22 protein-coding genes and 2 pseudogenes are annotated in these 26,280 nt (G+C 43.0%); 16 read left to right on the top strand and 8 right to left on the bottom strand.

Annotated elements, in window-relative coordinates:
* Positions 1–281: 281 nt before the first annotated feature.
* From glmS to V7126_RS07970, 6 genes and pseudogenes are all read left to right on the top strand, one after another.
* On the top strand, positions 282–2,084 hold the full coding sequence (gene glmS / locus V7126_RS07995; RefSeq protein ID WP_175075367.1) for a glutamine--fructose-6-phosphate transaminase (isomerizing): 1,803 nt from the start codon (positions 282–284) through the stop codon (positions 2,082–2,084).
* A 278-nt stretch (positions 2,085–2,362) separates the two neighbouring features.
* The gene (locus tag V7126_RS07990; RefSeq protein WP_335497510.1) at positions 2,363–2,734 is read left to right on the top strand and encodes an iron chaperone; all 372 of its coding nucleotides are present in this window, start codon (positions 2,363–2,365) and stop codon (positions 2,732–2,734) included.
* A gap of 134 nt (positions 2,735–2,868) precedes the next feature.
* The gene (locus V7126_RS07985) at positions 2,869–3,171 is read left to right on the top strand and encodes an ArsR/SmtB family transcription factor (protein ID WP_335497509.1); all 303 of its coding nucleotides are present in this window, start codon (positions 2,869–2,871) and stop codon (positions 3,169–3,171) included.
* 127 nt (positions 3,172–3,298) lie between these two features.
* Positions 3,299–4,480, top strand: coding sequence for an MFS transporter (locus V7126_RS07980; RefSeq protein WP_335497508.1), 1,182 nt, complete (start codon positions 3,299–3,301; stop codon positions 4,478–4,480).
* A 119-nt stretch (positions 4,481–4,599) separates the two neighbouring features.
* Positions 4,600–4,834, top strand: a pseudogene (locus tag V7126_RS07975) (hypothetical protein); the annotation flags it as partial.
* Between the two features lie 227 nt (positions 4,835–5,061).
* Positions 5,062–5,382 carry a hypothetical protein gene (locus V7126_RS07970; protein WP_335497507.1) on the top strand — a complete coding sequence of 107 codons (321 nt, stop codon included), beginning with the start codon at positions 5,062–5,064 and terminating at the stop codon, positions 5,380–5,382.
* A 329-nt stretch (positions 5,383–5,711) separates the two neighbouring features.
* Here the strand turns inward: V7126_RS07970 and V7126_RS07965 are convergent, their stop codons facing one another.
* From V7126_RS07965 to V7126_RS07935, 7 genes are all read right to left on the bottom strand, one after another.
* Positions 5,712–6,320, bottom strand: coding sequence for an ABC-2 transporter permease (locus V7126_RS07965; protein ID WP_335497505.1), 609 nt, complete (start codon positions 6,318–6,320; stop codon positions 5,712–5,714).
* Entirely contained in the window at positions 6,301–7,182 is an 882-nt protein-coding gene (locus V7126_RS07960) for an ABC transporter ATP-binding protein (protein WP_335497503.1), read from the bottom strand. The genes V7126_RS07965 and V7126_RS07960 overlap by 20 nt, the downstream gene beginning before the upstream one ends.
* The gene (locus V7126_RS07955; RefSeq protein ID WP_046132932.1) at positions 7,182–7,559 is read right to left on the bottom strand and encodes a GntR family transcriptional regulator; all 378 of its coding nucleotides are present in this window, start codon (positions 7,557–7,559) and stop codon (positions 7,182–7,184) included. Before V7126_RS07955 ends, V7126_RS07960 begins: the two co-directional genes overlap by 1 nt.
* Positions 7,560–8,096: 537 nt before the next feature.
* Positions 8,097–8,621, bottom strand: coding sequence for a DinB family protein (locus V7126_RS07950; protein WP_335497499.1), 525 nt, complete (start codon positions 8,619–8,621; stop codon positions 8,097–8,099).
* A 124-nt stretch (positions 8,622–8,745) separates the two neighbouring features.
* Positions 8,746–9,747: a serine hydrolase domain-containing protein gene (locus tag V7126_RS07945; protein WP_335497497.1), complete on the bottom strand. Its 1,002-nt coding sequence runs from the start codon at positions 9,745–9,747 to the stop codon at positions 8,746–8,748.
* Positions 9,748–9,760: 13 nt separating this feature from the next.
* Entirely contained in the window at positions 9,761–10,573 is an 813-nt protein-coding gene (locus V7126_RS07940) for a MerR family transcriptional regulator (protein ID WP_046132929.1), read from the bottom strand.
* Positions 10,574–10,989: 416 nt separating this feature from the next.
* Positions 10,990–12,729, bottom strand: a complete 1,740-nt coding sequence (locus V7126_RS07935; RefSeq protein ID WP_175075359.1) for an ABC transporter ATP-binding protein — start codon at positions 12,727–12,729, stop codon at positions 10,990–10,992.
* Positions 12,730–12,962: 233 nt separating this feature from the next.
* Between V7126_RS07935 and V7126_RS07930 the strand changes: the two genes are divergently transcribed.
* From V7126_RS07930 to V7126_RS07885, 10 genes and pseudogenes are all read left to right on the top strand, one after another.
* Positions 12,963–13,634, top strand: coding sequence for a DsbA family oxidoreductase (locus V7126_RS07930; RefSeq protein ID WP_335497493.1), 672 nt, complete (start codon positions 12,963–12,965; stop codon positions 13,632–13,634).
* Positions 13,635–13,760: 126 nt separating this feature from the next.
* Positions 13,761–15,668 carry a hypothetical protein gene (locus tag V7126_RS07925; protein ID WP_335497491.1) on the top strand — a complete coding sequence of 636 codons (1,908 nt, stop codon included), beginning with the start codon at positions 13,761–13,763 and terminating at the stop codon, positions 15,666–15,668.
* A gap of 5 nt (positions 15,669–15,673) precedes the next feature.
* A complete protein-coding gene (locus tag V7126_RS07920) occupies positions 15,674–16,537 on the top strand; it encodes a hypothetical protein (protein WP_335497490.1) in 864 nt (287 codons plus the stop codon).
* 3 nt (positions 16,538–16,540) lie between these two features.
* Positions 16,541–17,299, top strand: coding sequence for a DUF6339 family protein (locus V7126_RS07915; RefSeq protein WP_335497488.1), 759 nt, complete (start codon positions 16,541–16,543; stop codon positions 17,297–17,299).
* Between the two features lie 108 nt (positions 17,300–17,407).
* Complete coding sequence (locus tag V7126_RS07910) at positions 17,408–19,093, top strand: DNA cytosine methyltransferase (protein ID WP_335497486.1); 1,686 nt, start codon at positions 17,408–17,410, stop codon at positions 19,091–19,093.
* 384 nt (positions 19,094–19,477) lie between these two features.
* Complete coding sequence (locus V7126_RS07905; protein WP_335497484.1) at positions 19,478–19,906, top strand: SRPBCC family protein; 429 nt, start codon at positions 19,478–19,480, stop codon at positions 19,904–19,906.
* Positions 19,907–20,018: 112 nt separating this feature from the next.
* The gene (locus V7126_RS07900; protein WP_335497482.1) at positions 20,019–20,888 is read left to right on the top strand and encodes an aminoglycoside 6-adenylyltransferase; all 870 of its coding nucleotides are present in this window, start codon (positions 20,019–20,021) and stop codon (positions 20,886–20,888) included.
* Positions 20,889–20,945: 57 nt separating this feature from the next.
* Positions 20,946–21,878 (top strand): annotated as a pseudogene (locus V7126_RS07895) (aminoglycoside phosphotransferase family protein).
* Positions 21,879–21,895: 17 nt separating this feature from the next.
* Positions 21,896–22,597 (top strand): YjjG family noncanonical pyrimidine nucleotidase, encoded by a 702-nt coding sequence (locus V7126_RS07890; RefSeq protein WP_175075355.1) that lies wholly within the window; start codon positions 21,896–21,898, stop codon positions 22,595–22,597.
* A 261-nt stretch (positions 22,598–22,858) separates the two neighbouring features.
* Positions 22,859–24,241: an amino acid permease gene (locus tag V7126_RS07885; protein WP_175075354.1), complete on the top strand. Its 1,383-nt coding sequence runs from the start codon at positions 22,859–22,861 to the stop codon at positions 24,239–24,241.
* Positions 24,242–24,275: 34 nt separating this feature from the next.
* Here the strand turns inward: V7126_RS07885 and uvrA are convergent.
* Positions 24,276–26,280: excinuclease ABC subunit UvrA (gene uvrA, locus V7126_RS07880; RefSeq protein ID WP_335497480.1), on the bottom strand; the 2,005-nt coding region annotated here is incomplete at its 5' end.

Below are 26,280 nucleotides of genomic sequence, written 5' to 3'. Positions count from 1 at the left end.
TTGAAAGGTTTATTATAATGATAGCGCCCGGACTAAGCGTACGGACGAAACAGCTTAGTTGACGAGGATGGAGGTTATCGAAATATTCGGCGGATGCCTCCCGGCTGACCTAAAAGATCACAGCCGCAAGGATTTCCTCAAACCAAAGAGGCGACTCTTTGAACAAAGGGAAATCGCATGATCTTCCATCAAAAAACATGTAGGAGGGGACGAAGAAACGTCCCCGCCTTAAAGCAGACTTTCTTCGTCTCCTTCCTGCGGAATTCGGGAGGAAGAACATTATGTGTGGTATTGTAGGTTATATCGGCCAGCTTGATGCAAAGGAAATTTTGTTAAAAGGATTGGAAAAATTGGAGTATCGCGGCTACGATTCAGCAGGAATCGCTGTGGCGAATGAAGACGGCGTTCATGTGTTTAAGGAAAAAGGACGTATTGCCGATCTTCGCGCAGCCGTTGATCAAACCGTGATGTCCCAGGCAGGAATCGGACATACCCGCTGGGCGACCCACGGTGAACCAAGCCGTCTAAACGCACACCCTCATCAAAGCGCATCAGGCCGCTTTACGCTTGTTCATAACGGTGTCATCGAGAACTACGTTCAGCTGACACGCGAATATTTACAAGACGTTGAACTGAAAAGCGATACGGATACAGAGGTTGTCGTTCAATTGATCGAACAATTCGTCAAAGGCGGCCTTGACACAGAGGAAGCGTTCCGTCAAACGCTTATGCTGCTCAAAGGCTCTTATGCGATTGCATTATTCGATCTTGAGAACAAGGGAACCATCTATGTTGCGAAAAACAAAAGCCCGCTGCTCGTCGGCCTTGGAGATACATTCAACGTTGTCGCATCCGATGCGATGGCGATGCTTCAAGTGACGAATGAATATGTGGAGCTTATGGATAAAGAAATGGTCATCGTCACCGACAAGAAAGTCGTTATCAAAAATCTTGACGGTGAACTGATGTCACGTGCCTCTTATATCGCAGAGCTTGATGCCAGCGATATCGAAAAAGGCACATACCCTCACTACATGTTGAAAGAAATTGATGAACAGCCGCTCGTCATGCGGAAAATCATTCAAACGTACCAAGACGAGAACGGCAAGCTTTCGATTCCGGGAGATGTCGCTGAAGCGGTGGCTGAAGCTGACCGCGTCTATATCATCGCCTGCGGAACGAGCTATCATGCCGGTCTTGTCGGCAAGCAATTCATTGAATCATGGGCGAAAGTACCGGCTGAAGTCCATGTTGCCAGCGAATTTTCTTACAATATGCCGCTGCTTTCTGAGAAACCGCTGTTTATCTTTATTTCTCAAAGCGGTGAAACGGCTGACAGCCGCGCCGTGCTTGTACAAGTGAAAAAGCTCGGCCACAAAGCGCTGACGATTACAAACGTACCGGGATCAACGCTTTCCCGTGAAGCCGACTATACGCTGCTGCTGAATGCCGGTCCGGAAATCGCGGTCGCCTCAACAAAAGCGTATACTGCGCAAATCGCCGTCCTTTCCATCCTGGCAGCCGTGACTGCGGAAAGCCGCGGCAAAGCGCTTGGCTTTGACCTCGTGAAAGAGCTCGGCATCATCGGAAATGCGATGGAAGCCCTTTGCGATCAAAAAGACGAAATGGAAATGATCGCGCGCGAATACTTGACCGTTACCCGCAACGCCTTCTTCATCGGCCGCGGACTCGACTACTTTGTCTGCCTCGAAGGAGCGCTGAAGCTGAAAGAGATTTCTTACATCCAGGCTGAAGGCTTCGCCGGCGGCGAACTGAAGCACGGCACGATCGCACTGATCGAAGACGGCACACCGGTCATCGCCCTTGCGACACAAGAACACGTAAACTTAAGCATCCGCGGAAACGTCAAAGAAGTAACCGCCCGCGGCGCCAACGCTTGCGTGATCTCACTGAAAGGCCTGGAAGAAGCTGACGACCGCTTCGTCCTGCCTGAAGTACAACCGGAGCTCGCTCCGCTCGTCTCCGTCATCCCAATGCAGCTGATCGCATACTATGCTGCACTGCACCGAGGCTGTGATGTTGATAAGCCAAGGAACTTGGCGAAGAGCGTGACGGTGGAGTAAGGTTTCTGTTATATTGATTTGAAAATGCAGCTTTAAAAAAGTTGCGCAGGTTCACCCCTTTGGTTATGCTTAGCCAAAGGGGTGTTTTTTGTCTAAAAGGGGTACAGTATCCAACGAAATTAGATGACAAACCGATTGTGCATATAGAACCTAAAAAAGTCTGCGGACTTTACCGAAATTGAGAAGAATTAAAAAGCTTTAGAAATTGACTGCCATAGCGTATTGGCATAAAAGATTACATTGTTCAAAATTAATTTTTAATTATAGGAGGGAATAACATGAAAGTTTTCGCCGAATATTTAGCAGTCATCGATAACCCCGACCACCGCGGCCGAACGGAGGAAATTTTGGCGTGGGTCGCTAATCAATTCCCCAATTTGGAACCGCAAATCAAGTGGAATACGCCGATGTTTTCCGATCACGGCACATTTATCATCGGCTTTTCCACAGCGAAGCATCATTTGAGCGTTTCACCCGAAGAAGCAGGCATTGCGCACTTTGCCGATGATATTGCACAAGCCGGCTACAGCTCTACCAAAGGCTTGTTTCGGATTCCGTGGAATGAGCCGGTCAATTACGAATTGCTTGAGAAAATGATTGAATTTAATATTCAGGATAAGGCAGACTGTTCGACTTTTTGGCGGAAATAAGAAAATCGGATGAAGGGCGAACTCGAATCCCCCCTTTGGTTTAACCAAAGGGGTATTTCCACGTTCAAAGGAACCGGACATCTAAAGACAAAACACACATTGACATATCGAGAAATCACGATATAATAATCCATATGGAACCAATTGAAGTATTCAAAGCTTTATCAAACGAATCAAGGCTGCAAATTTTGCAATGGCTGAAGGAGCCTGATCGCCATTTTACGCCCCATGAAGGGATTGATATGAATACAATAGGGGTCTGTGTCAGCCAAATAACTGACAAATTAAAAATGACGCAATCAACGGCTTCCCAATATCTCACCATACTGCTAAGAACCGGCCTAATTAAGGCGGAACGCATCGGAAAGTACACGTACTACAAAAGAGATGAAGAGGCCATTAAAAAACTTGCCGATTTTCTTAAAACAGAGATATGAAAAATAAGCATCTTAAGATGTTTATTTTTACGCTATACATATCGACATATTGCGATGTGTTTATTTTTAAAATATACATATCGTCATTTCGCGATATAACAATTTGTGATTCGAGGAGTGAACGTCTTTGTCTAACACCTGGAAAATTTATATTTTAGCGATTGTCAGCTTTTTAGTAGGAACCTCAGAGTACATCATTTCGGGCATTTTGGATAATATTGCTCATACACTTGGGATCACTTTGGCTGCCGCCGGCCAGCTTATTACGATCTTTTCGCTTGTGTATGCTATTTTCACACCTATTCTCATGGCGCTGACCGCAAGCATGGATAGGCGCAAATTAATGATTTATGCCCTCGGTTTGTTTGTGATAGGAAATATCCTGGCCTTTGTCCTGCCTGGTTATAGCTGGTTTATTGCGGCGCGGGTCATTATGGCGATGGGAGCAGGCATGGTTGTTGTTACTGCATTAACGATTGCCGCCAAGATCGCTCCGGAAGGCAAGCAGGGCAGTGCAATTGCTACTGTCGTCATGGGCTTTACCGCTTCTCTCATTATCGGTGTTCCCCTTGGAAGAATGATGTCAGAAGCATTAGGGTGGAAATCTGTATTTGGCGGAATTGCTTTGTTGGGATTCATCGCAATGGCCGTTATGTTCCTTACGCTTCCGCAAATTGAGGGGGATAAGCCCGTCCCGTTGCTTCAGCAGCTTTCTCTTTTCAAAAAACGAAAAGTGGCGATGGGATTATCGATCACTTTCTTCTGGCTCGGAGGATATTCTGTTGCTTATACGTATCTGTCGCCATACCTCCTGATCATCTCAGGGATAAGCGGCAAGCTGCTTAGCGGCGTCTTGCTTATATTCGGAATCGCCAGTTTGGTTGGATCGAAGTTCGGAGGATACAGCACCGATAGATGGGGAGTGCCCTTTACACTGGTCGGCGGAATGACTTTGCATATCATCACACTGATTTTGCTGTCGCTCGTCACCCACTCATATATCGGGGTATTGGCCATTCTCATATTATGGTCGTTTGCGGCATGGTCTACAGGCCCGACGCAGCAGTATCACTTAGCGACGATAGAACCGGAATTGTCAGGTGTATTGCTTGGCATCAATCAGTCGATGATGCAGTTAGCCATGGCTGTCGGCGCAGGAATAGGGGGAGTTTTTGTAGAGAACGTATCATTGGCTTCGATTACCTGGATTGGCGCATTGGGAGTTATGATTGCGATTGTTGTTTCATTGATGACTTTCAGCTCACATCTTAAAGAGAAAATTTCACATGTAGAAGAAATCAATCAATAAAACGCTGCCTGATGAGCTTTGGAGATTCAATGGTTTCATATACAATAGCATAATTTAGAATGCCGGCGTATGACCCTGAAAAGAGAAACGTTCAGTTCGCGATTCTGAAGATTTCATAGGAGCACGTCAAATTAAGCATCCACGGAAATGTCAAAGAAGTCACAGGCCCGCGGCGCCAACGATTGCTGGATCTCACTGAAAGGTCTGGAATAAGCAGACGACCGTTTTATCCTGCCTGAAATACACCCGGAGTTCGCTTCGCTTGTCTCCGCATCTCGCATACTGCACCGCGGCTGTGATGTTGATAAGCCGCCTGGCGAAGAGCTGAGTTATCGCGGAGCAGAAGCTTTTTGAAATAAAAGTTTTTACCCCTTTGGATTGGATGATCTGAAGGGGTATTTTTATCTTTAAAAGAAGAATCAGTCTGATATAGAATTGAAATAAGAAATAAAATAGACGTGTCCATCCGTCTAAAAAGGGCTCTAAATTAGAAGTGAGATCCGTTCGCACGGCAGCATGTTGAGGCGGTTTTCATGATGCCCGTATAAATCATGACTTTATTACTTAGAGGATGTGTAATCGTGAACAAGGAGACGTACATTGAAGTTAACAGAACATCGCAGTACATCAATAAAATGAGACGATTTTCAGTGCTGATTGATGGTGTCGAGGCAGGAAAAATCAAAGATGGCGGAAGGCTGCGAATCGATTTGCAGCCTGGTGAACATGTTATCCAGGTGAAAATTAATTGGTGCACAAGCCAAACATTGAGGTTTACATTAGATGAAGGCGAAGTGTTAAAGTTCAGATGTGGAAGTCCGGCCCGGGGGTGGAAGATGTTCTTCGCGCTGTTTTATGTATTGGCCGCCCCCGAGAAGTATTCGTTTATTGAGCAGGAGTAAGAATGCTCCGGGGGGCGTACTGCCCGTCAGCGCCGCCATCGGCCACATGATGTATCATCTGTACAGTGTGACAGCGGGGGAAAGCGTTTTGCCTTGAAATCAGTCGCTATATTAAGATGCGAAGTTTAAATCCTTTGAAGTGGAATCTTGGATGTGGTTAATGATGGGGGCAAGTGCTCAGCTTGCGAAAAAGAGATGTTTATAAGCCTGTCAAGAAACTCTTAACAGGCTATTTCCCTAAGTTTTTCTTTCTTCAAAGGTGTATTTATGGCACTGGCGCAAAAGAAAGAATAAGTTCGTAAAGTCCTGGTGTCCATCCTTACATATCTTTAAAATACTTTATTTCTATAAATACGAATCGATAGGAGCCATGAACATCCATATAGGGTAATAACGGATATGGCGACGATCAGATACAACGGAGTATTTTGTAAGGTTAGAAGCATGTGAATGAATTCTCTAATTTGATCGTTCAAATTTTGGATAACAAAATTAATCGTTAGCATATACAAGCCAAATGCAACAATAGAAGCAATCAACAAATAGTTGCTTTTGAATTTATAACAGAATGGCAGCATGAATGAAGCAGCTGTCATCACAATGGCGACCATTAGCAAAATGTCTTTCCAGATCGTAAATTCCCGGTGAATGATAAAGTTTACGATAAATATGGCTGCAGCCACCATACATGTAAAGAGAACGACGACAATATACTTTGAACTTACAATTTCTTTTCGTGTATAAGGCAAAGAATTGAGAAGCATATGTATAGAAGACTTTTCATCTATTGAAATGGCATTCATCGATATAACTATACTAAATACAACCCCAATCCAGATTGGAGAAATATCTAACATTAAATAAACACATAATACCAAAAACGAAGCTGCCAATGTTTTTTTCTGCAAGATAATATCCTTACGTATTAAGTTGAACATGTTCTTTGGCTCCTTTCTTCGTATAGAACATAATATCTTCGAGGGTCGGTTTTTCTATTAACGCCATGTCCCCCAAAATTTTTTCTGTTCGTGATTTATCCGCAGTCAATGCTTCAAATCCATGAGTTGATTTTCGAACCGCTATAAATTCCTGCTCTGTCTCCCGGTCTAACAACTCCATTCCGCCTTTTACAATTGCATATTGTTCCTCAATTTCGTACAAGTCCTTTGTAAAGATATGCTCTCCTTTATGAATGAACGTGATATAATCCGCAATCTTATCTAAATCAGTTGTAATATGAGTTGAAAAAAAGATCGTCTTATCTCCATCTTGCATGAGCTGATGCAAGATTTCCAACAGCTCCCGGCGGAAAATCGGGTCGAGTCCGGACGTCGGTTCATCCATAATAATTAATTCCGCATGATGGGACAAAGCGACGGCTAATGATGCTTTCATCATCATCCCTTTTGAGAACGTCTTGATTTTTTTCGTGAGCGGCAAGTTAAATGTGTTCACATAATCATTAAATACTTGGTCATCCCAATTGATATAAGATCTTTTCACAATATCTTTCATTTCAGCCAATGTTAAATGTTCATAAAATATGTTGGAATCAAATACAAAGCCAATTCGTTGTTTGATTTCTTTCTCATGTTCCTTGTAATTCATGCCAAATACCGTAATTGTTCCGCCGTCAGGCTGCAATAAATTCATGATCAATTTAATTGTTGTCGATTTCCCTACACCATTTCCGCCTATAAATCCGGTGACAAAACCTTTTTTTACCGTTATTGAAAAGTCCTTCAGATGAAAACCTTCGAATGCTTTATGAACATGCCGGAATTCAATTACATTGTCCATCATTCTTCCTCCCGATATAAAATGGTAAGCAAATCTTTTAATTCTGTAAGGGAAATGCCAATGTCTTTACTATTTTTGATTGCTGCCGACAATTGCTCTTCAATCGCTTTCATTTTTCCTTCCTTCATCATTTCGTCATTCTGGTCTGATACAAAGGAGCCTTTCCCGACCACAGAATAAATGAACCCGTTCTTCTCGAGTTCTTCATAGGCACGCTTCGACGTAATAAGACTTACATTCAGATCCTTTGCTAATTGGCGCATAGAAGGCAGCGGCTGTCCCGGTTTCAATTCATTGGCGAGAATATGATCCTTAATTTGAGTGTAGATTTGTTCATAAATGGGTTGCTTTGAACTATTCGAAATTATAATTTTCATTTGAAAACCTCTTTAAAATGATCTACACAAAGTATACACAATATATATAATATGTACAATATATACAAAGTGTTAGGAACTATTTTTTAGAAGTGTATCCTCACCCTCCTATGTTTACAGAAGTATTCCAGCCGCAGAAGTTTTTAAATACTGTATTCAATCAAAAAAAGAAGTACGTTTATATGAGAAATTAGGATTTAGCCATGAAGGAATGAGTCGAGAGGTTCTGTTCAGAGCAGGTGTATGGAATGATATGGGTCAGTTGTAAGGTGAATATTTTAAACAGCATGAAAAGAAAGTATTTCTGTGATCAATTAATGGTTAAAAATATTCAAGAGAAATTACAGCCCGAGAAGTTGATTCAATCGCTAATATTGTTTAAAAAGGAGCCTGGGTTCTAAAAAATGAAGTCCCCTCCTGGTTGGACAACCACAGAGGGGTTTTTATGTTCAGAGGGAATTTTAAAGTACATTAAAGAAGGCTGCGGTTCAGGAGCTGGTTCGATAAGGTTCTGGAATAACAATGTTCACTTACCATTCAACTGTTCAAAATCCGCAAATAAGCCTTCCAAGGCCCGACATCCTCTTGATACCGCTTCGCCAGCACCCTTGCGATTTGCGATATGTGGGTGAGATCGTGAGCCACCCATGTTGAGATCTGCTCTCTTAGCTTGACGATACCAAGCTCAGGGTGTACACCCGTTTTTTCAAAATCAGTATGCGTGTGAATCAGCCACCGCAATGTCTCCACGTTTTCCAGACGGAGCTTTGCAAACTCACTAAGCAGCTCTTCGATTGTTTTGCCGGCGTTTTGCTGAAGTTGACTGAAACGGTCAAAAGGAGGAAATGTTTCCGTTTCTCCCTTTGTCAGGATCACTTCGATTCGCGGGATCCAATTATTCTTTTCCCCTTCAATCAGGTGGCCGACTATATCAAAGGCGCTCCATGTGGCTTCACCTTCATTGCAATTGATCCACGAGTTCGATAATCCGGTCAGCATATGGCTCAGCGTTTTTGGCGTGCGTTCCAGAATTTCGATTGCTTCTTTGAGCTGAAAATTCATGTTTTGACCCCCTTAACGTTTGGATGAGGCGGGCAGGCTGACAACCTAAACGATATTAAACTCATTTTAATTTGAACGCTTGGAAAAGAGCAAATAGAACACGGCAGCTTTTTCAAATCCGCCGCTAGTCTATGACAGCCGGGATTATACATTCCTTAATCAGTGTCCACCTATCACCAGGGTTCTTCATGAATTGTGAAGCAATCGCTACAACTAGGTCTTTTTCCGGAATACAGCAAATGACATTGCCGCCATCGCCCAGCGCACAGTGTGCAAAAACGCCGTCCTCTTCACGCAGCCACCATAGATAACCGTATTGATTTGGGTTCATCGCTGTTGATTCTTCAATCCACGACTCCGGAACAATTTGCTGATTGTTCCAAATTCCGCGGTTTACATATAGAAAACCGAAACGCGCCATATCCCGCGGAGTCAGCGTAAGCCCCCATCCGCCCGTTGAGTTGCCGTCCGGGTCATGTACCCAGCCTTTCACGTTTTTTCCGAAAAGGTCGTCAAAGCCGAATGATGTCATGTTATAATCCGGGATTTCTTTCATGCCGGTTGGTGCAAATAAATGTTTATTGGCAAACTCACGGGCGCTTTGTCCCGTACTCCGGGTGATGATGGCAGAAAGCAGGTGCGCGCCTGCGGTGGAATATTTAAAGGTTCCAATCCTTTCTTTTTGGCCGAGCATATCCAGCGTATACGCTACCCAGTCAGGCTGCATACACATCTTGTCGAGCGGTTCGTGCCAGTCCTCAAATGGATAGGGAGCCGTCATTGTGAGAAGATGACGTATGGTGATGTCCTGTTTTGTCTTATCGGCAGTATCGCATTCGGGAAAAAAGTCCAGCACCTGTTGATCGGCATCCTTGATATATCCTGCCTCAATGGCAATACCGATGAGTGCCGAGATGATGCTTTTCGTAACAGATGCGACATGGTGCATATCATCGGGGCCATAGCCATTATGATATCTTTCGTAAGCGATATATCCATTTCTCACAACAACAATACCGTTTATATTGCAGTACTCCGATTTGATCATAGGTTCCAGCTTTGAAAGTTTTTCAGAGTCCATACCAAAGGTTTTCGGGTCTTTTGCTTGCCAGTCGTTGTTTTGCATGATCGATACCTCTCTATTTTTTCTTTACGGGAAAATACACCTCGGTCACAAGATCTTCAGGCGCGGCGGCTTGATTAGGGTCTGTTACGTATACTTCATATGGCGAACTCACCAATTCGTATCCTTCGTTTTCTACCCATTCCCTCAGCCTGGCGTATACCGATGTCAATTCTGAATATGGACCTTTTAAAACAGCCTTCGCACAAAGGCCTCCGGGGAAATCTCTCGTTCCCTGCACGGGTTCCTTTATCGGGATCGCAAACTCCGTATCATTCCCGGCAGGGTTGTATTCCGGGCTGTGGTAAATCGTCATCGGCATACCAAGCAAGGTGAGCTTTTCGTGGGCAATCTTTTCATACAGCCTGCTGATATACTTACCATATCCTGCAGCATAATCATCGCTGTTCAGCATCTGACGGATATAAAGGAGATTCATTGGCCCGGTTTCGACAAGCTGTACTTCGATTTTGTCGAGAGAAGACATGATTGGAATGCCATTCTCTACATTTGAAATATCTGTGCTTATTTGTTTCAGCGTATATTCAAGATCATGTAACTTTTCCTGCAGTTCATATCTCTTGCGATGAAGGGCAGTATAAAGCTTTTCTTCTTCCAGCTCCAAAATGACTTTGATTTCTTCCAGCGAAAAATGAAAAGACTTCAAACGGTTGATCAAAAGCATCTTTTTTAGCTGCCCGATGGAATAATATCTATATCCGTTTTCAGGATTAATTTCATCAGGATGTATTAATCCGATTTCATCATAATATCGCAGCGTTTTTGTAGATACTCCGCTTATCTTCGAAAATTCTCCAATCGATAGCAAGAGGTCACCTCCGTTCTTGAATGATTGTTGGTTCTATTCTGTTATACATCTTTCCGTAAGGGGAATGTCAAAAGCGATTTTAATTCTAATTTATCAGAAATTTATTTTCCTATCGTATCCTTTCAATATCAAATGAGAGGAGATTCATATGAGAAGGTTAATCAAAGTCCTGAGAATCTTATTTGGCATGATCGCTGCTGCGGCTCTCATACTGTCTGTGTCCGTTTTTACATACCACCATTATCAATAAAGAAGCGGGGCTTGGATTAAACATCATTGATGACATATCAGGAATGCTCAATATAACCTATGCGTTGCAAACCAATCGGACTGGAACTCAGTTCTGTTTTACAAAAACTGAAAAAAGCTAGATAAAAAGGTGTCCCGATCTTCATTCAGGACACCTTTATTTTATTCTACGCCAACTGCTGCTCGGCAAACTCCCGATACAACGCATGGGAAGCAATCAGCTCATGGTGCCGGCCCATTCCGGTAATCTCGCCTTTTTCGATAAAAATTATCTGATCCGCGTCGACGATCGTCGATAAGCGGTGGGCGATAACGAAGGTTGTGCGCCCTTCCATGAGGCGGGAGAGCGCCTGCTGGACGATGCCTTCCGATTGGCTGTCAAGGCTTGCCGTCGCTTCGTCCATCATCAGGATTTTCGGGTCGCGCAGGAAGGCGCGGGCGATGGCGATGCGCTGCCTTTGTCCGCCTGAGAGCTTGACGCCGCGTTCTCCGACTTCTGTATCGAGCTGGTCGGGGAATTGCTTGATGAATCCATCGGCAAACGCCATCTTGGCTACTTCCCATAGTTTTTCATCATTAATCTCATCTGCATTGTCTAATCCGTAGCAAAGGTTTTCGCGAATCGTCCCGGCCATCATCGGGCTGTCTTGTGATACGTAGCCGATCTGGCTGCGCCACGATTTCATCGACAGCTCCTGAATCGGGGTGTCGCCGATGGTAATGACTCCTGAGCTTGGTTCGTAGAAGCGTTCAAGCAGGCCGAACATCGTCGTTTTCCCGCCGCCGCTTGGGCCGGCAAACGCGATCATTTGACCGGGTTCGACGTCAAATGATACATTGCGAAGGACGGGTTCAGCATCGGTATAAGAGAAGGACACGTTCTGAACGTGTATCGCTTTGTCTGAGATATCCATTTCCTCCCCTTCGCGCCCTTCTTCCTCTTCCGTATTCAAAATGTCGATAATCCGCTCTGTGGCGCCTTTTGCTTTTTGAAGCTGAGTAAAAAACATTGTAAACATTGTAATCGGAAAGATGATTTGAAAGAGATAAAGCAAAAAGGCGATAAGCGAGCCTGTCGTCATCGTGCCTTCTGATACGCGGATGCCGCCATAGCCGATGATCGCGACGATGACGATCATAATGACAAAGTGCATAATCGGGGAAATAAACGCAAAAATGCGCGCCTCTTTCAGGCCGTATGTGAACAGTTTTGCAATGCCTGATGCCCCTTTTGTTTCTTCTGCTGTTTCAGCGTTCGATGCTTTCATCAGCCTGATTTCGCTTAATGTCTGCTGGACATTTCCTGTAAACGAAGCGGTTTCGTCCTGCAAAGCTTTAGACACTGTCTGCATTTTCATGCCGAGCGGGACCATAATGACGGTCGTAATCGGGACGGCAATGAGCATGAGGAGCGTCATTTTCCAATCCATAATCAGCAGAATGACCACGGCGCCGATAATCGTGATCAGCCCCGAAACGAACTGCGGAAAATGCTCGGAAATTAAACCTTTGACGATGCCGGTATCATTGACGACGCGGCTGACCGTCTCCCCGCTCGTTTTTTCGTCAAAGTAGCGGACAGGAAGGCGCAGCAGTTTAAACCACATCCGTTCCCGCAAAGAAGCGACCGCTTTTTGCCCAGCATAGGCAAGAAAGTAGGTTGAAAATCCGTCACAGACCGCTTGCATAATAAAAACGAGTGCAAGGATGCCCACTAAGCCCATGCTGATCGAATTGGCGGAAAAGCCGTCTACCAATTCCCTGGTCAACAGCGGGATTGAGAGTCCGACTGCCGATGTGACGAGGCTTGCGGCCAAACCGATGGTCAATGCAAGCTTAGGGACGCCGGTCGAGAGAATCAATGAGAAAAACGGTTTTAAGCTGTTTTGTTTGTTCTCTGTTTTCATATGGATAAACTCCTTTTTATAGTTTTGCATCTGCAAACATATGAGACATTCAGTTTCATAACTGGAATCCCTCCTTTTTTAAGAATGAAACAACAAGTTGTCACGCATATACTACGATATGAATAGTGCCAAAGTTCCCAGGCCTGAGGATTTTAATCCAGTGTTAAGGTATTGACAGATAACTCCGTTGTAACTATTATTGTTACAAATAGATGAAAAAGAGAGGAAAACACATGACAATAAAAGTTAAAGTATACTCCGATTACGTCTGCCCATTCTGCTTTCTCGGAAAAGACCAGTTTGAGAAAGCGATTGAAGGAAAGGATGTGGAGGTCGAATGGATGCCGTTCGAACTGCGGCCGCGTCCTTACGAGCCGTTGGATCCGCTGAACGATTCGGCGAAATTGGCGGTGTGGGAAAGCGCCATTGCTCCGAGAATTGAAGCGTGGGATGTCAATATGAAGCTGCCGAACGTTTCCCCGCATCCGTATACAGATTTGGCCTATGAAGGCTATCACTTTGCGAAAGAGCACGGCAAAGCGAAAGAATACAATGACAGAGTTTACAGCGCATTTTTCCAGGAAGAACAAAACATCGGCGACATCGAGGTCCTGGCGAAGCTTGCAAAAGAAGCCGGCTTGGATGAGAAGGCTTTTAAAGATGCGCTGGTATCGAGAAAGTACCGGAAAACACAACAGCAGGCGGTCAGGCACGCCTATGAAGAAGCCGGCATCACCGCCGTTCCGACCTTTATCATCGGCAGCGAACGGATCTCCGGGGCTGCGGCTCGAGAGGTGTTTGAGCGGGTGATTGAAGAGGAAAGCGGGAAAATAAAAACGGCGGGGAATTTGCAATGTGATGTTGACGGAGGATCATGCTATATATTAATAGAACTTTTTAAATAAGCTAACTAAAGAGATTTTATAGAGGGATACAAAGATCTATATTTATGGATAATCAACACTTGTGTTAAAATAAATAGTATTACAGTTAAAAATTAGAACAACATTATAGAAAGGGGAGCAAAAATGTTGAGTTCTTTTTTACAACAGGTTAAATGGAATTTTCCAGAGAATAATGATGGTGCAGAAGAAGGGTTAAATGACGCAGGTGTTGAGACATTTAAGGGAGCTCCTCTAGAAAGTCTAGCCCGAGAAGTTATTCAGAATTCTTCTGATGCACGATACGATAAAACAAAGCCCGTACGAGTTATTTTTGATTTGATCGATGTCGATACGGGATATTTTCCACATAAAAAAGATTTTCTAAAGATTCTTGATAATTGTGAAGAATATTGGAAAGCAAATGCTAAAGCAAAAGCGTTTTTTCAAAAAGCAAAAGCTCAATTATCTAAAAAAACTATTCCTGTTTTAAAGATTAGTGATTATAATACGACCGGTTTAACTGGTTCTAAAGAGGTTCATAACAGTAACTGGTTTGGGCTGATTAAATCTACGGGTGTATCGAATAAAAGCGGTGGGTCCGGAGGTTCTTTTGGTATTGGAAAAAATGCACCTTTTGCTTGTTCAGATATAAGAACTGTATTTTATAATACATATGATATTGAAGGTATCAGAGCTTTTCAAGGAGTAGGAAAACTTGCAACTCATGAAAAAATGTCTGGTGAAAAGACAAGAGCAACTGGTTACTTTGGTAATCCAACAAAAAACAACCCCATTTATGGAAATTATATAGAGAATGCTCCGTTTTTTGAAAAAAGTTTATTAGGGCGTAAGGAATACGGAACTGATATTATTATATTTGGCTTCAGCGGCAAAGAAAATTGGCAGTCCAGTATGATTGTTTCTATATTGGAAAATTTCTTTTTTTCAATTCATTCTAATCTTTTGGAAGTTATTGTAGATAGTATTGTGATAAATAAAGATACTTTGAAAGATAGGATAAAGGAATTTGCTTCTCCGAAGAAAAAAGCATTATCACCACTTTATTATGAAGCAATAACGTCAGGAAGAGTTTTTGAAAAGAAAGATAAAGAATTTGATGGGTTACGACTTTTTTTGTTAGAAGGTAAGGATCTACCGAAACGAATTGCAATGATTCGAGGAATGGGTATGAAGATTTTTGATAAAGGAAATTTTAAAGGTACAACACGGTTTATTGGGGTTCTTGTTGTCGAAGGGCCGGAAGTAAATGCGCGTCTTAGAGAACTTGAGCCTCCATCACATGACAAATGGGAGCCAGAACGAGCTTTAGAGAATGTCTCAAAAGAGAGACGTTATTTGAAAAAGATGAATGATTGGATTAAAACTTGCATTGATGAACTTATTTTAGAAGAAGATGGAGAAGAGTTAGATTTCTCAGGGGCAGGTAAATTTCTACCAACTAATATAGAAGAGCCTATTAACAACATTGAAAAAAAGAAAAGAGAAATACTAGATCGAAAAGATGAGAAACAAAAGATTAATGTGCGTATTAAGAAAATACCAAAAACCATTTATCAGGGAGAAAAAGTTAAAGAAAGTAAAGGGAAAAACGGGGCAGGAAATGAAAGTGCTTTTGAAAGGAAAGCTAAAAACAAAAAAAGAGGAACGGAATTACTAGGAGGAAGTAATAATTTTAAAGAATCTACTAGTAACGGAAGATATGACTTAATAGCAGGAATAGTTACTGACAAAAAATTAAATGTAAATATTCGTCGTTTATTTATGGTTAAAGAAATGTTGGGAGAATACCGTGTCTCTTTTGTTCCAAAAAGCACTGATATTGGCTATTTTTTAGTGGATGTAATTGGAGAAACTTCGAAAGAAACGTTTACTATAGTTGAGGCAAAAACTTCAAGTGGAAAACCAATTAAGGTTAAAGATGGTAAATATATTGGCCCTTTTGAGTTTAAGAAGGGAATCGAAGAAGCAATTTTATTTCGGTTTGAGAAGCCAATCCGATATGCATTGAATATTCGAGTATTGGAAGGGAAGTAGAGAAAGTGAAAATTTCCGAAAGATATTTTCCATATCCGGTATTAACATTTTTTGACGATAGCATTGACGGAATCTTTGAAATTGAAGAGGATACTTTTTCAGTTGAATTAGATGCCGATAAGTCCCATTATACAATAAGTGGAGAGTTTTTATTGGATAATATGGATATTGTTAAGTTAATTGATGATCAAAAAGCAGCATACGTTTTGCATATAGAATGTGGAAAAACACGCTACCGTAAACCATTTCATTTCACTGATAGAGTCTTTTCTTTTAAAATATCTTCTGATTTATTGGATGGAAAAATTGAAATACAGCCTGCAGTTATTGTGAAAACACCGATCCAAAATTATAAAAATGAAAAAGCTCACGAAGATTTCGCTGATTCCTTATTTGATTTGCGTATAGGAGAGTTATTGGCTGTAACGTATCCAATGGAATTCACAGTAACAAAATCTCTTGATTCATTACAAAATTTCCCGTCTATTTTCTCTGTTAGCAAAAATACACAATATGATGATAATCCGATGGAAGTGAATTTTGAGGACAGTAATCGTATTCGTATTTATTTATCTGAACAGAATTATCGTTGTTATAAAATTACAAGTCAACAGTCTGATAATGAACCAATTCTTGCATCGATGATTCTTTTGCCAGCCCTTGTACAGCTTTTTAATTATTTTGTCCAAGATATTGATCAGTTTGAAGATAAACTATGGTTTCCCGTTATCCAGTGGCGAGTAAATGAATGTGGTTATACATTTGAAGACGTAAATTGGGAAAGTGAAGCATTGCAAGTAGCTCATAAGGTTATTGGAGATGCATTGACAAATGGATTAAAAGTACTAGTGGATAAGGGTGATGAGTAATAAATGAATAATCTTAGAGCATTTAAGGAAAAGGCAGTAAATGATTTGCGGAGATTTATTAACAGTTCTGAAAATAATGTTCTTAGAGAATTTTTTTCTCAAAAGAGTCCTTGGATTGAAAGATGGTATGAAAAGTACTTTCCAGGGGAAGAGTGGTCATTTGACAGTAAGTTGAAATACCATAAGGTGACATTAAAAGCAGATGTCGCCTCTGATTTTGAAAATGCTGTTGCACTTCATGAATCTCTCCCTTTAACACGAATGCAGGCAGTAGATGAAAGACTATGGGTATATTTATCAATGGTAGAGTATTGGGAATATACAAAGTTACGGTGGGAACTAGATTTAAAGAATTTGACAGACAAAAAACAACAAGGAAGAATTCGTGAAAGATATTTAGTACGTTCCACAGAAACAGATCGTCCTTTTTTGAGGAATGCTATTTCACGTCTATGGTGGGCTGTTGAAGAAACCAAAGATGGGAGTAAAGAGGATCCTTATGAACTTACAAGAATCGTATTGGGTAACACAGATATTTATTTAAATGTGATGGAAAGAAGTTTTTCCAGAAATCAAGAAGTTATGAAAGGGATCCTTGAGTTAATGAGTGAAATGGGAGAGGAAGGATTGAAACGGCATACATATCGTCAAATATTAAAACAAGTTAATGCAATGGGAGGTATAATACTGCTTGATTTTATGACCAAAGACGACTTAAAAGAAGCAATTAAAAAAGACCTGTTTGCTACTCAAAATATTTAATTGCAGTGTTAAGAGGTACTTTATTCTATTGATATATCAAGAGAGATAAGTTATGCTGCATAATAAGAAAATAGAATAAATGTACTGTGTTAGAAAGGGAATATAGGGATGACCAATGGAAAATTTGATTTAATTGATTTATTTGCTGGAGCAGGTGGGTTAAGCAATGGCTTTGAACAAACAGGCTATTTTGAGGTGAAATATGCTGTTGAACTTAATGAAGCGGCGCAGCAGACTTATATATATAATCATGGACAAAACAAGGATTTAATTTTGACAGCTCCTGGTGGGCTAAGCGACATAACTCAAATCAATTTTAAGAAATTAGAGGTAGACTCAGATCGAACAGTCATAATTGGTGGACCGCCTTGTCAAGGATTTTCTAATGCAAATCGCCAAAAAAATTATGTAATCTCAAACAATAATCAGTTAGTAAAAGAATTTGTTCGAGCAATTAGGGACGTGCAACCTATTGCATTTTTAATGGAAAATGTAAAATCAATTAATTCCCCAGCACACAAATTTTTTGTTACAAAGTACAATCCTAATAATTTTAATGATTTTAGCTCAAAAATTCATCTGGATCAAATTTCTAAAGAAGACGAAAATAAATTATATGAGCTAGACCATATTAACTTACTAATTACTGATAACGAGTTACTTAAAAATATTGTTAGGAAGTTTTCTATTATTGATGAAGTGCCAAGTCCGATAATAGATCAACCTTTACTTAACACTAGATTAAGAGTGATAGAGAGAAAGCTAAAGGGGAATAAGAAAATTAATTTTAAAAGCAATAAGGAAATCCACGAAATTGAACAAATTCTAAATTTACTAGAGACACAAAATTCTCCAGATAATACTGTAAAAGAACTCCTAAGTCATGCAGCAGATTCATTAAAAGAAAGCATCTGCCAAACAACAATTACGGAGAACTTAAGAAAAAATATCCTGATCTTTATTGAATTTAATCGATTTTTAACAAGGTGTAAAGAATTAAGGGATGAAAACATTGAATGTGATAGATTAAACATTGTAAATAAAAATAACCAAAGCATTATTGTTCAGACTGAGGTGAAATCTTACAATGTTGTACAATATTTAGAACGAGTATTTAGGTTTTATGGATATAGTACGTGTGAAAATGTTTTGGATGCTGCGGGTTTTGGTGTTCCACAGCGTCGGAAGCGTTTTATCATGATGGGTATAAAAACCGGGAAAAATATTGAATTACCCAAGGAGAATTACGATTATATTTACACAGTGAAAGATGCCATAGTTGACTTACAAGAAATTGAACCTCAACATGATTTGGATTCTTACAATTTCAAAATTTATAAAAGTAATAATAAAACAAAATTGACAAATTATTATAGGGGATTTTCAAATAATAATGAATTGTTTAATCATATTACTCCAAGAAGCAAGGAATTAAGTATAAAAAGATTTAAAGCTATCCAAGAGATAGGAGGGAAAAATTTCCACAATCTTTCAGATGAATTGAAAGGGTCGTATACGGATGCTTCTCGTACTCAAAACACGGTTTATCTTCGTCTCAATTATGATGAGCCTTCACCTACTGTAATTAATGTTAGAAAATCAATGTGGCAACACCCCACAAGAGCAAGGGCACTTAGTGTTAGGGAAGCAGCTCGCCTCCAATCCTTTAAAGATAATTTCGTGTTTAAGGGTAAAAAAGATCAGCAATACCAGCAAGTCGGTAATGCTGTTCCACCTTTATTAGCCAAAGCCGTTGCAGAGAAAATGGTGAGCTATTTAAAAAGTATTGAATAACTTAATTATAGAATCAATTGTCTAAATTCGATAAAAAAATTAAAATTTAAGGAATATATTCTAAAAATCTTGTTTCTATTATGTTTAAAAAGTTGATATAAAAGTCCTGGCATCGATGATTAGCCATACTATATCTCATCATCAGTGTAATGCAACGTTTATTACAGTTTATGCTAAAATAATGTAAAGCTCTTTAGATTCAAATGTTTCTAAAGAGCTTTTCGTATGTCATGTTTTTCTTGGCGGGAAATCCTTTTTTGGGTATATTTGATGTATCAAGTTTTAAAACGCTTACATTCGCTTTGATGAACGTCAAATCTGGGAGGAGAAAACAGAGGGGTGCGACCTCATCATTGAGAGGCTTTCAACGCTCCGCGGGATCTGGTGTTTAAGGCTTTTTCAGAAGGCGGGCAGCTGGAAAGCTGGTGGGGGCCTGAAGGCTGGAAAACCGAAAATCGTAAGTTTGCGTTTCAACCGAACGGCGTTTGGCATTATGGGATGCGTTGCACAGATGAGAACCAGGGGGAGTATTTTGGGCAGGTGTCCTGGGGCAAGGCTGTTTATCAGGATATCTTGGCGCCTGAGAGGATTGTGTACGTTGATGTGTTTGCGGATGAGGAAGGGAATGCAGTTCCCGGAATGCCGGAGACTTTGGTGAAGATTGAGTTTTTTGAAGAGGAACATAAGACGAAGCTCATCATGCGTTCTCAATTTGTTTCTAAAGAGGCGCTGCAGCAAGTCATGGATATGGGTGTTATTCAGGGTGTTAGTTCACAGTTTGAACGCCTCGGCGATCACCTCAAACAAGCTTAAAAAGGAGGATGTTTCAATGACATGTTTGGAGCATTTTATATAACCTTGCATTAGGGGACCTCCTGAGGCATGTAGGTTGGGAAAACAATCACATAACAGGAGGTTTTAGAATATGCGTTCAGAACAAGAAATCATGGATTTGGTGCTAAAGGTCGCCAAGGAAGATGACAGAGTCAGAGCGGTCGGGATGAATGGGTCGCGGACGAATCCGAATGTTCCCAAGGACCCTTTCCGGGATTATGATATTGCGTATCTTGTGACAGATATGCAGTCTTTTTTGGATGATCCGGATTGGATCGATGTCTTTGGAGAGCGGATCATCATGCAAACGCCGGAAGACATGGAATTGTTTCCGAATGAGCTTGGCGACCGTTTTACTTATATGATGCTGTTTACCGACGGCAACCGGATCGACTTAATGCTTATTCCTATGGAAGAGAAGGATGAATATTGCCGTGAAGACGGTTTGACCGTTATCTTGTTGGATAAGGATGGCGGCTTGCCTGCGATTCCGCCGCCGACGGATGAAGAGTATTGGGTGAAACGGCCATCCGCACAAGCCTTTGCAGACTGTTGCAATGAATGCTGGTGGACTTCGACATATGTGGCGAAAGGCTTGTGGAGACAGGAAATTCTTTATGCGATCGACCATTTGGTTCTTGCCAGGGCGATGCTTTTGAAAATGCTCGAATGGAAGGTCGGCATCGAAACCGATTTTTCGCTCAGCATTGGAAAGAACGCCAAGTTTCTGAAGCGTTACGTTGATATAGAGACATGGAACAGGCTGTTGGCGACGTATCCTCACGGAGACTATGACGATGTTTGGAGCGCTTTGTTTGCATTGACCGATTTATTTGAAGAGACCGCGATTGAAGCGGCGGAACACTTTCGGTATGAGTATCCTTATGCAGACGCCGGAAAGGTCAGGCAGTACTTGAAGCATGTCCGGCGGCTGAAACCTGGCGCGAAAGAGATTTATTAATACGCGGCCGCACCCCTGATCTCGTGAAGGGGTGCAGTTTTCTTGGAGGAGAACGGGATGTTTGACGTCAAGAACGTGTTGAACGTTTATTATGGTATAGACAGTAACGCCGTTTCCCCGCAGCAAGGCGGATGGTCTGCTCTTGCTTATAAGACGGCCGGCGGCGGTGCGGATTACTTTTTAAAGGTTTATGATAAAAAAAGGGCTTCGACCGCGAAATTAACGGCTCTTATCGATGTCTACGCTCCGATTGTTCAGTGGCTCAGCCATCCTGCCCGCTTAAAAGGGAGCGTCCCTGTTCCGGTCTCAACGAAGCATGGCGCCTACAAATGCGAGGATGACCATGGAATCTAATACATTGACGGAGAAACGATCGGCGGCAGGACGCTCTATACGGAAGAGATTGAAAAACTTGCACAAATCGTTGCCAAGCTCCATTCGTATGGAGAAGGCATCCCGGTTGCAACCGGCGGGATAAAGGAAAACTTCGATGTTCCATTTGTCCGGCAGATGAGATCGTTGCTGAGTGAAGGACTTCCCGGCGAAGCCGCAGAACTGATTGCCCCGCATATCAAATCAATACGCCGCGCGATAGAGACGGTCGAAGAGCTTTCACACCATTTGAAAAACGCCGATCTGAAGTTGGCTTTATGTCACACCGATCTTCACAACTGGAATCTAATGAAGACCGGGCGGGAATTGGTGTTGATCGACTGGGAAGGGCTGAAACTGGCTCCGGTTGAAGCAGATCTGATGTTTTTTGCGGAACAGCCGTATTTTCAAGAGTTTTTGCGCGTCTACCTTGAGGTTCATGAGGGATTTCAACTGAATCGGCAGGCCTTAAGGTTTTATCAGGTGAAGCGCAGGCTGGAGGATATTTGGGAATTTATCGAACAGCTTGTCTTTGACAGGCAAACGGAGCGGGAGAAAGCTGAAACAGCAAGCGCCCTGAAGAAGGAGCTTGAAGACTTGGAGACATCTAATGATTAAAAAACGGAGGCATATTTGTGAAAACATACCGAACATTATTTTTCGACGTCGATGATACACTTTTGGATTTCCGCGCGGCGGAAAGTATGGCATTGCGCCTGCTTTTTGAGGAACAGGACCTTCCGCTGACAAAGGAAATCGAAGCCGACTACAAGCGAATCAACCAAGGTCTGTGGAGGGAGTTTGAAGAAGGAAAGATCGGCCGCGACGAAGTGGTCAATACCCGCTTTTCCCGTTTATTCAGCGAATATGGCCGCGAGGCGGACGGAGCTTTGCTGGAGAAGAGGTACCGCGGCTTTCTGGAGGAAGGCCATCAGCTGTTGGACGGGGCTTTGGAATTGATCACAAAGCTGCACAGCCGCTATGATCTGTATATTGTGACGAACGGCGTTTCAAAGACGCAGTACAGGCGCTTGCACGATTCAGGGCTGTACCCGCTGTTTAAGGGGATTTTTGTTTCCGAGGACACCGGCTATCAAAAGCCGATGAAGGAATTCTTTGACTATGTGTTTGCAAGGATTCCCGACTTTTCAACAGAGCACGGGTTGATCATCGGCGATTCCTTGACGGCCGATATCAAAGGCGGCGGGCTCGCCGGGCTTGATACATGCTGGCTGAACCCCGGCATGAAAGCGAACGACACCGGCATTGTTCCAACCTATCAAATTCAAAAACTGGATGAGCTGTACGACATTTTAAACCTGACGTGTTTTTCTTAAAATAAGAGGGGAACGCCTTCCTGCGTTCCGTTTTTTCTACCTCTTTTAAAATATCTTAATTTTCTTTATATTGAAATAACTGATTTTTACTTATTTAATAGACTAAAACGTGTTCTCCTGAAAAAAACAATTGTATTTTCCGGAGAAATTTATTATGATGAAATAAGTAATTTGGCGTATATTATAAATCAAAATTGTCAGATTGTTATTACTACTTCGTCTGAAATAGATTTGATCAGCCGTGTTAGAGGAGGAAAAGAAGTGGCGAACAAGGAATTGAAGAGAGGTCTTGGGGCGCGTCATATCCAAATGATCGCGCTCGGCGGCACAATCGGTGTCGGCTTATTTATGGGTTCTTCCAGCACGATTAAGTGGACTGGGCCGTCTGTCCTGCTTGCATATGCAATATGCGGAATCTTTATCTTTTTTATCATGCGTGCAATGGGAGAGATGCTGTATGTGGAGCCAAGCACCGGTTCGTTTGCGACATTCGGCCATAAATATATACATCCGCTGGCCGGTTATATGACCGCATGGAGCAACTGGTTTCAATGGGTGATTGTCGGGATGAGCGAGATTATCGCCGTCGGGGAGTACATGCAGTACTGGTTTCCGGATCTGCCCGCTTGGGTGCCGGGAATTATCGCAATGGCGATTCTTGGAGGGGCAAACCTCATCTCTGTTAAATCGTTTGGGGAATTTGAGTTTTGGTTTGCAATGATTAAGATTGTGACGATTGTTTTGATGATCGTGGCGGGTCTCGGGATTATTTTCTTCGGGCTCGGAAATGGCGGACACGCCATCGGATTGTCCAACCTTTGGTCGCACGGCGGCTTCTTTACCGGCGGATTTTCAGGATTTTTCTTTGCGCTGTCTCTTGTCATCGCAGCTTATCAAGGCGTTGAACTGATCGGGATTACGGCAGGGGAAGCAAAAGATCCGCAGAACACGTTAAGAAGTGCGATTCAAAGCATTATTTGGCGCATCTTAATCTTTTATATCGGTGCTATTTTCGTGATTGTCACGGTTTACCCTTGGAATGAGCTGAATTCAATCGGCAGCCCGTTTGTATCGACTTTTGCAAAAGTCGGGATTACCGCGGCGGCCGGCATCATTAACTTCGTTGTCATTACGGCGGCGATGTCAGGCTGCAACAGCGGGATTTTCAGCGCGGGGCGCATGCTTTATACGCTCGGAGTGAACGGACAGGCGCCGGCATTCTTTAAGAAGATTTCCAGAAACGGTGTGCCGCTGTACGGGACAATCGCCGTCCTGATCGGCTTGGCCATCGGTGTCGTCTTAAACTACATTGCACCGCCTAATATTTTTGTGTACGTATACAGCGCGAGCGTTCTTCCGGGGATGATCCCATGGTTTGTCATTCTGTTCAGCCACATCGGATTCAGAAAGGCAAAAGGGGCCGACATCGGCAAGCATCCGTTCAAAATGCCTTTCGCCCCTTTGACGAACTACTTGACGATTGCCTTCTTGCTCATGGTATTAGTCGGCATGTGGTTCAACGATGACACGCGCGTCTCCTTAATTGTAGGGGTTATCTTCCTTGCTCTCGTGACAGTCAGCTATTATGCGTTCGGAATCGGGAAGCGTGCTTCTATTGAGACACAGACTTTGGATCAGAAATAAAAAAACACCTTTACAGGTGTTTTTTTATTGGCTTTTATGCATGTAAGAAAGCGCCTGTAACCGACTCTTTGATGCATGCGACTTCTCTCGGCGCACCGCTGGCCACCACTTTGCCCCCGTCGGCTCCGCCGCCGGGACCCATATCGATGACCCAATCAGAAGCCCCGATTAAGTCGGTATTGTGTTCGACCATGATCACCGTATGCCCGGCATCAACCAGTTTATCCAGGAGCAAGCGGAGATTTTGCACATCAAGATGGTGCAGTCCTGCCGACGGTTCGTCCAAGAGATACAGATTGTGTCCCGAAGCGGATTTGCTGAGCTCTTTTGCAAGCTTTAAGCGCTGGCCTTCCCCGCCGGAAAGGGTCGTAACCTGCTGTCCCCATTGCAAATATCCAAGGCCGACTTCGCATAAAAGCTTCAGCAGTTTTGTGATTTTCTTTTGTTCAGTAAATAGAGAGAGGCTCTCTTCGATGCACAACTCAAGGATATCTGCGATCGAATGCCCTTTATATTTGACGGTCAGGACTTCCCGGTTGAATCTTTTGCTGCGGCAGTCCGGGCAAGCGACTTGCAAATGAGAGAGAAAATGCATATCTACCGAGACTTGTCCAAGCCCTTCGCATCTGTCGCATCTTCCGCCCGGCGTATTAAAGGAGAAGCTGTTCGCTTTCAAGCCCTTTTCTTTAGCCTCTGGCTGTGCAGCAAACAATTTGCGCAGGAGGGTGTATAAATCGATATAGGTGGAGACGCTTGAACGCTGCATTCGGGAAATGGGGGCCTGGCCGACTTTGACCACATTTTCAACCGCATCCATTCCTGTGATCATTCTGCAGCCCTGTACGTTTGTTTTTCCTTTTTCAGCCTGGGCGAGCAAGTCGAAGATCAGCGTTGACTTGCCCGATCCTGAGACGCCTGTGACCGATACCAGGCACCCGAGCGGAAACGATACCGTGACAGCCCGTAAATTGTGGCGGTCTGCCTCATGAATCGTTATGTGTTTTCCGTTGCCTTTGCGTCCTTTTGAAGCAGTTGTTCTTTTTTCTTTAAAATAACGGCCTGTGACGGAATGAGGCTGTTCCAGCAGCTCTTTCAGCGTTCCTTGCCCGACGATTTCTCCTCCGAACCGCCCGGCGCCCGGGCCGATATCAATCACATGATCGGCTTCCTGTATGACGCGTTCGTCATGTTCGATGACAACGACGGTATTGCCGAGGTCCCGCAGGTCTTTCATGACGCGGATGAGGCCGTCTGTGTCCTTCGGATGGAGTCCGGAGGTCGGTTCATCCAGTAAATACAAGACACCGGTCAGGCCTGACCCGAGAATCGAAGCGAGTCTGAGGCGCTGTGTTTCACCTCCTGAAAGAGACACTGAATTCCGATCCAGGGATAAATAGCCGAGGCCGACATTGATCACCCGTTTTACTTTGATCAGCAAATCATGAAGCACCGTCTCAAGAAGCGCATCTTTTTCCTGCTGAAGCTTCGATTGCAGACGCTCGATCCAGCCGTGAAGCTCGGCCAGCGAACCGTTTGAAAGGTTGGGCAAAGTTTTGCCCATTACCGTGACACGGCGGCTTTCTTCATTTAACCGTTCGCCGCCGCAATCCGTACATGGCTGTGTGATAAAATATGCGGCTTCACCCGATTGTCCTTCCTTTTCCTTATAGCGCCGCCACATTCCGGTTAAGACGCCTTCAAACTTGCCTTTTCCGACAGTTTTCGGTGGCGCGATATCTGGGAAGCGGCGGGAAAAGGCTTCGCTTTCAACACCGTACAGCAACAAATCCCACTGCGTCTCGTTGTATGCGGACAAAGGCTGATCCCCGCTCATTTCAAATCCGTAGTGTCTGCCCGCTGCTTCCAGAATGCCCGCCTGATATTCACTCATCATGTCGTACCAAAAAGTGACGGCGCCTCCTTTAATGCTCTTCTCTTTTTCAAATACGGCGTCGATGTCAATCTCGACCGCCGTACCGAGGCCGCTGCACTCCGGACATGCACCGTCAGGGGTGTTGAAAGAAAAGTCCGATTTGGTC

Origin of the sequence: Bacillus sp. JJ675 (assembly GCF_036963165.1) — a bacterium.
GTDB lineage: Bacteria > Bacillota > Bacilli > Bacillales > Bacillaceae > Bacillus > Bacillus glycinifermentans.
This window is presented reverse-complemented; position numbering and strand designations above follow the sequence as displayed.

Bases quoted from the DNA above. Each gene is read 5' to 3' on its own strand.
- V7126_RS07985 (WP_335497509.1), top strand. From the start codon at position 2,869: ATGGAACCAATTGAAGTATTCAAAGCTTTATCAAACGAATCAAGGCTG.
- V7126_RS07915 (WP_335497488.1), top strand. From the start codon at position 16,541: ATGAATAATCTTAGAGCATTTAAGGAAAAGGCAGTAAATGATTTGCGG.
- V7126_RS07900 (WP_335497482.1), top strand. From the start codon at position 20,019: ATGCGTTCAGAACAAGAAATCATGGATTTGGTGCTAAAGGTCGCCAAG.
- V7126_RS07910 (WP_335497486.1), top strand. From the start codon at position 17,408: ATGACCAATGGAAAATTTGATTTAATTGATTTATTTGCTGGAGCAGGT.
- glmS (WP_175075367.1), top strand. From the start codon at position 282: ATGTGTGGTATTGTAGGTTATATCGGCCAGCTTGATGCAAAGGAAATT.
- V7126_RS07960 (WP_335497503.1), bottom strand. From the start codon at position 7,182: ATGGACAATGTAATTGAATTCCGGCATGTTCATAAAGCATTCGAAGGT.
- V7126_RS07965 (WP_335497505.1), bottom strand. From the start codon at position 6,320: ATGTTCAACTTAATACGTAAGGATATTATCTTGCAGAAAAAAACATTG.
- V7126_RS07930 (WP_335497493.1), top strand. From the start codon at position 12,963: ATGACAATAAAAGTTAAAGTATACTCCGATTACGTCTGCCCATTCTGC.
- V7126_RS07935 (WP_175075359.1), bottom strand. From the start codon at position 12,729: ATGAAAACAGAGAACAAACAAAACAGCTTAAAACCGTTTTTCTCATTG.
- V7126_RS07955 (WP_046132932.1), bottom strand. From the start codon at position 7,559: ATGAAAATTATAATTTCGAATAGTTCAAAGCAACCCATTTATGAACAA.
- V7126_RS07990 (WP_335497510.1), top strand. From the start codon at position 2,363: ATGAAAGTTTTCGCCGAATATTTAGCAGTCATCGATAACCCCGACCAC.
- V7126_RS07945 (WP_335497497.1), bottom strand. From the start codon at position 9,747: ATGCAAAACAACGACTGGCAAGCAAAAGACCCGAAAACCTTTGGTATG.
- V7126_RS07950 (WP_335497499.1), bottom strand. From the start codon at position 8,621: ATGAATTTTCAGCTCAAAGAAGCAATCGAAATTCTGGAACGCACGCCA.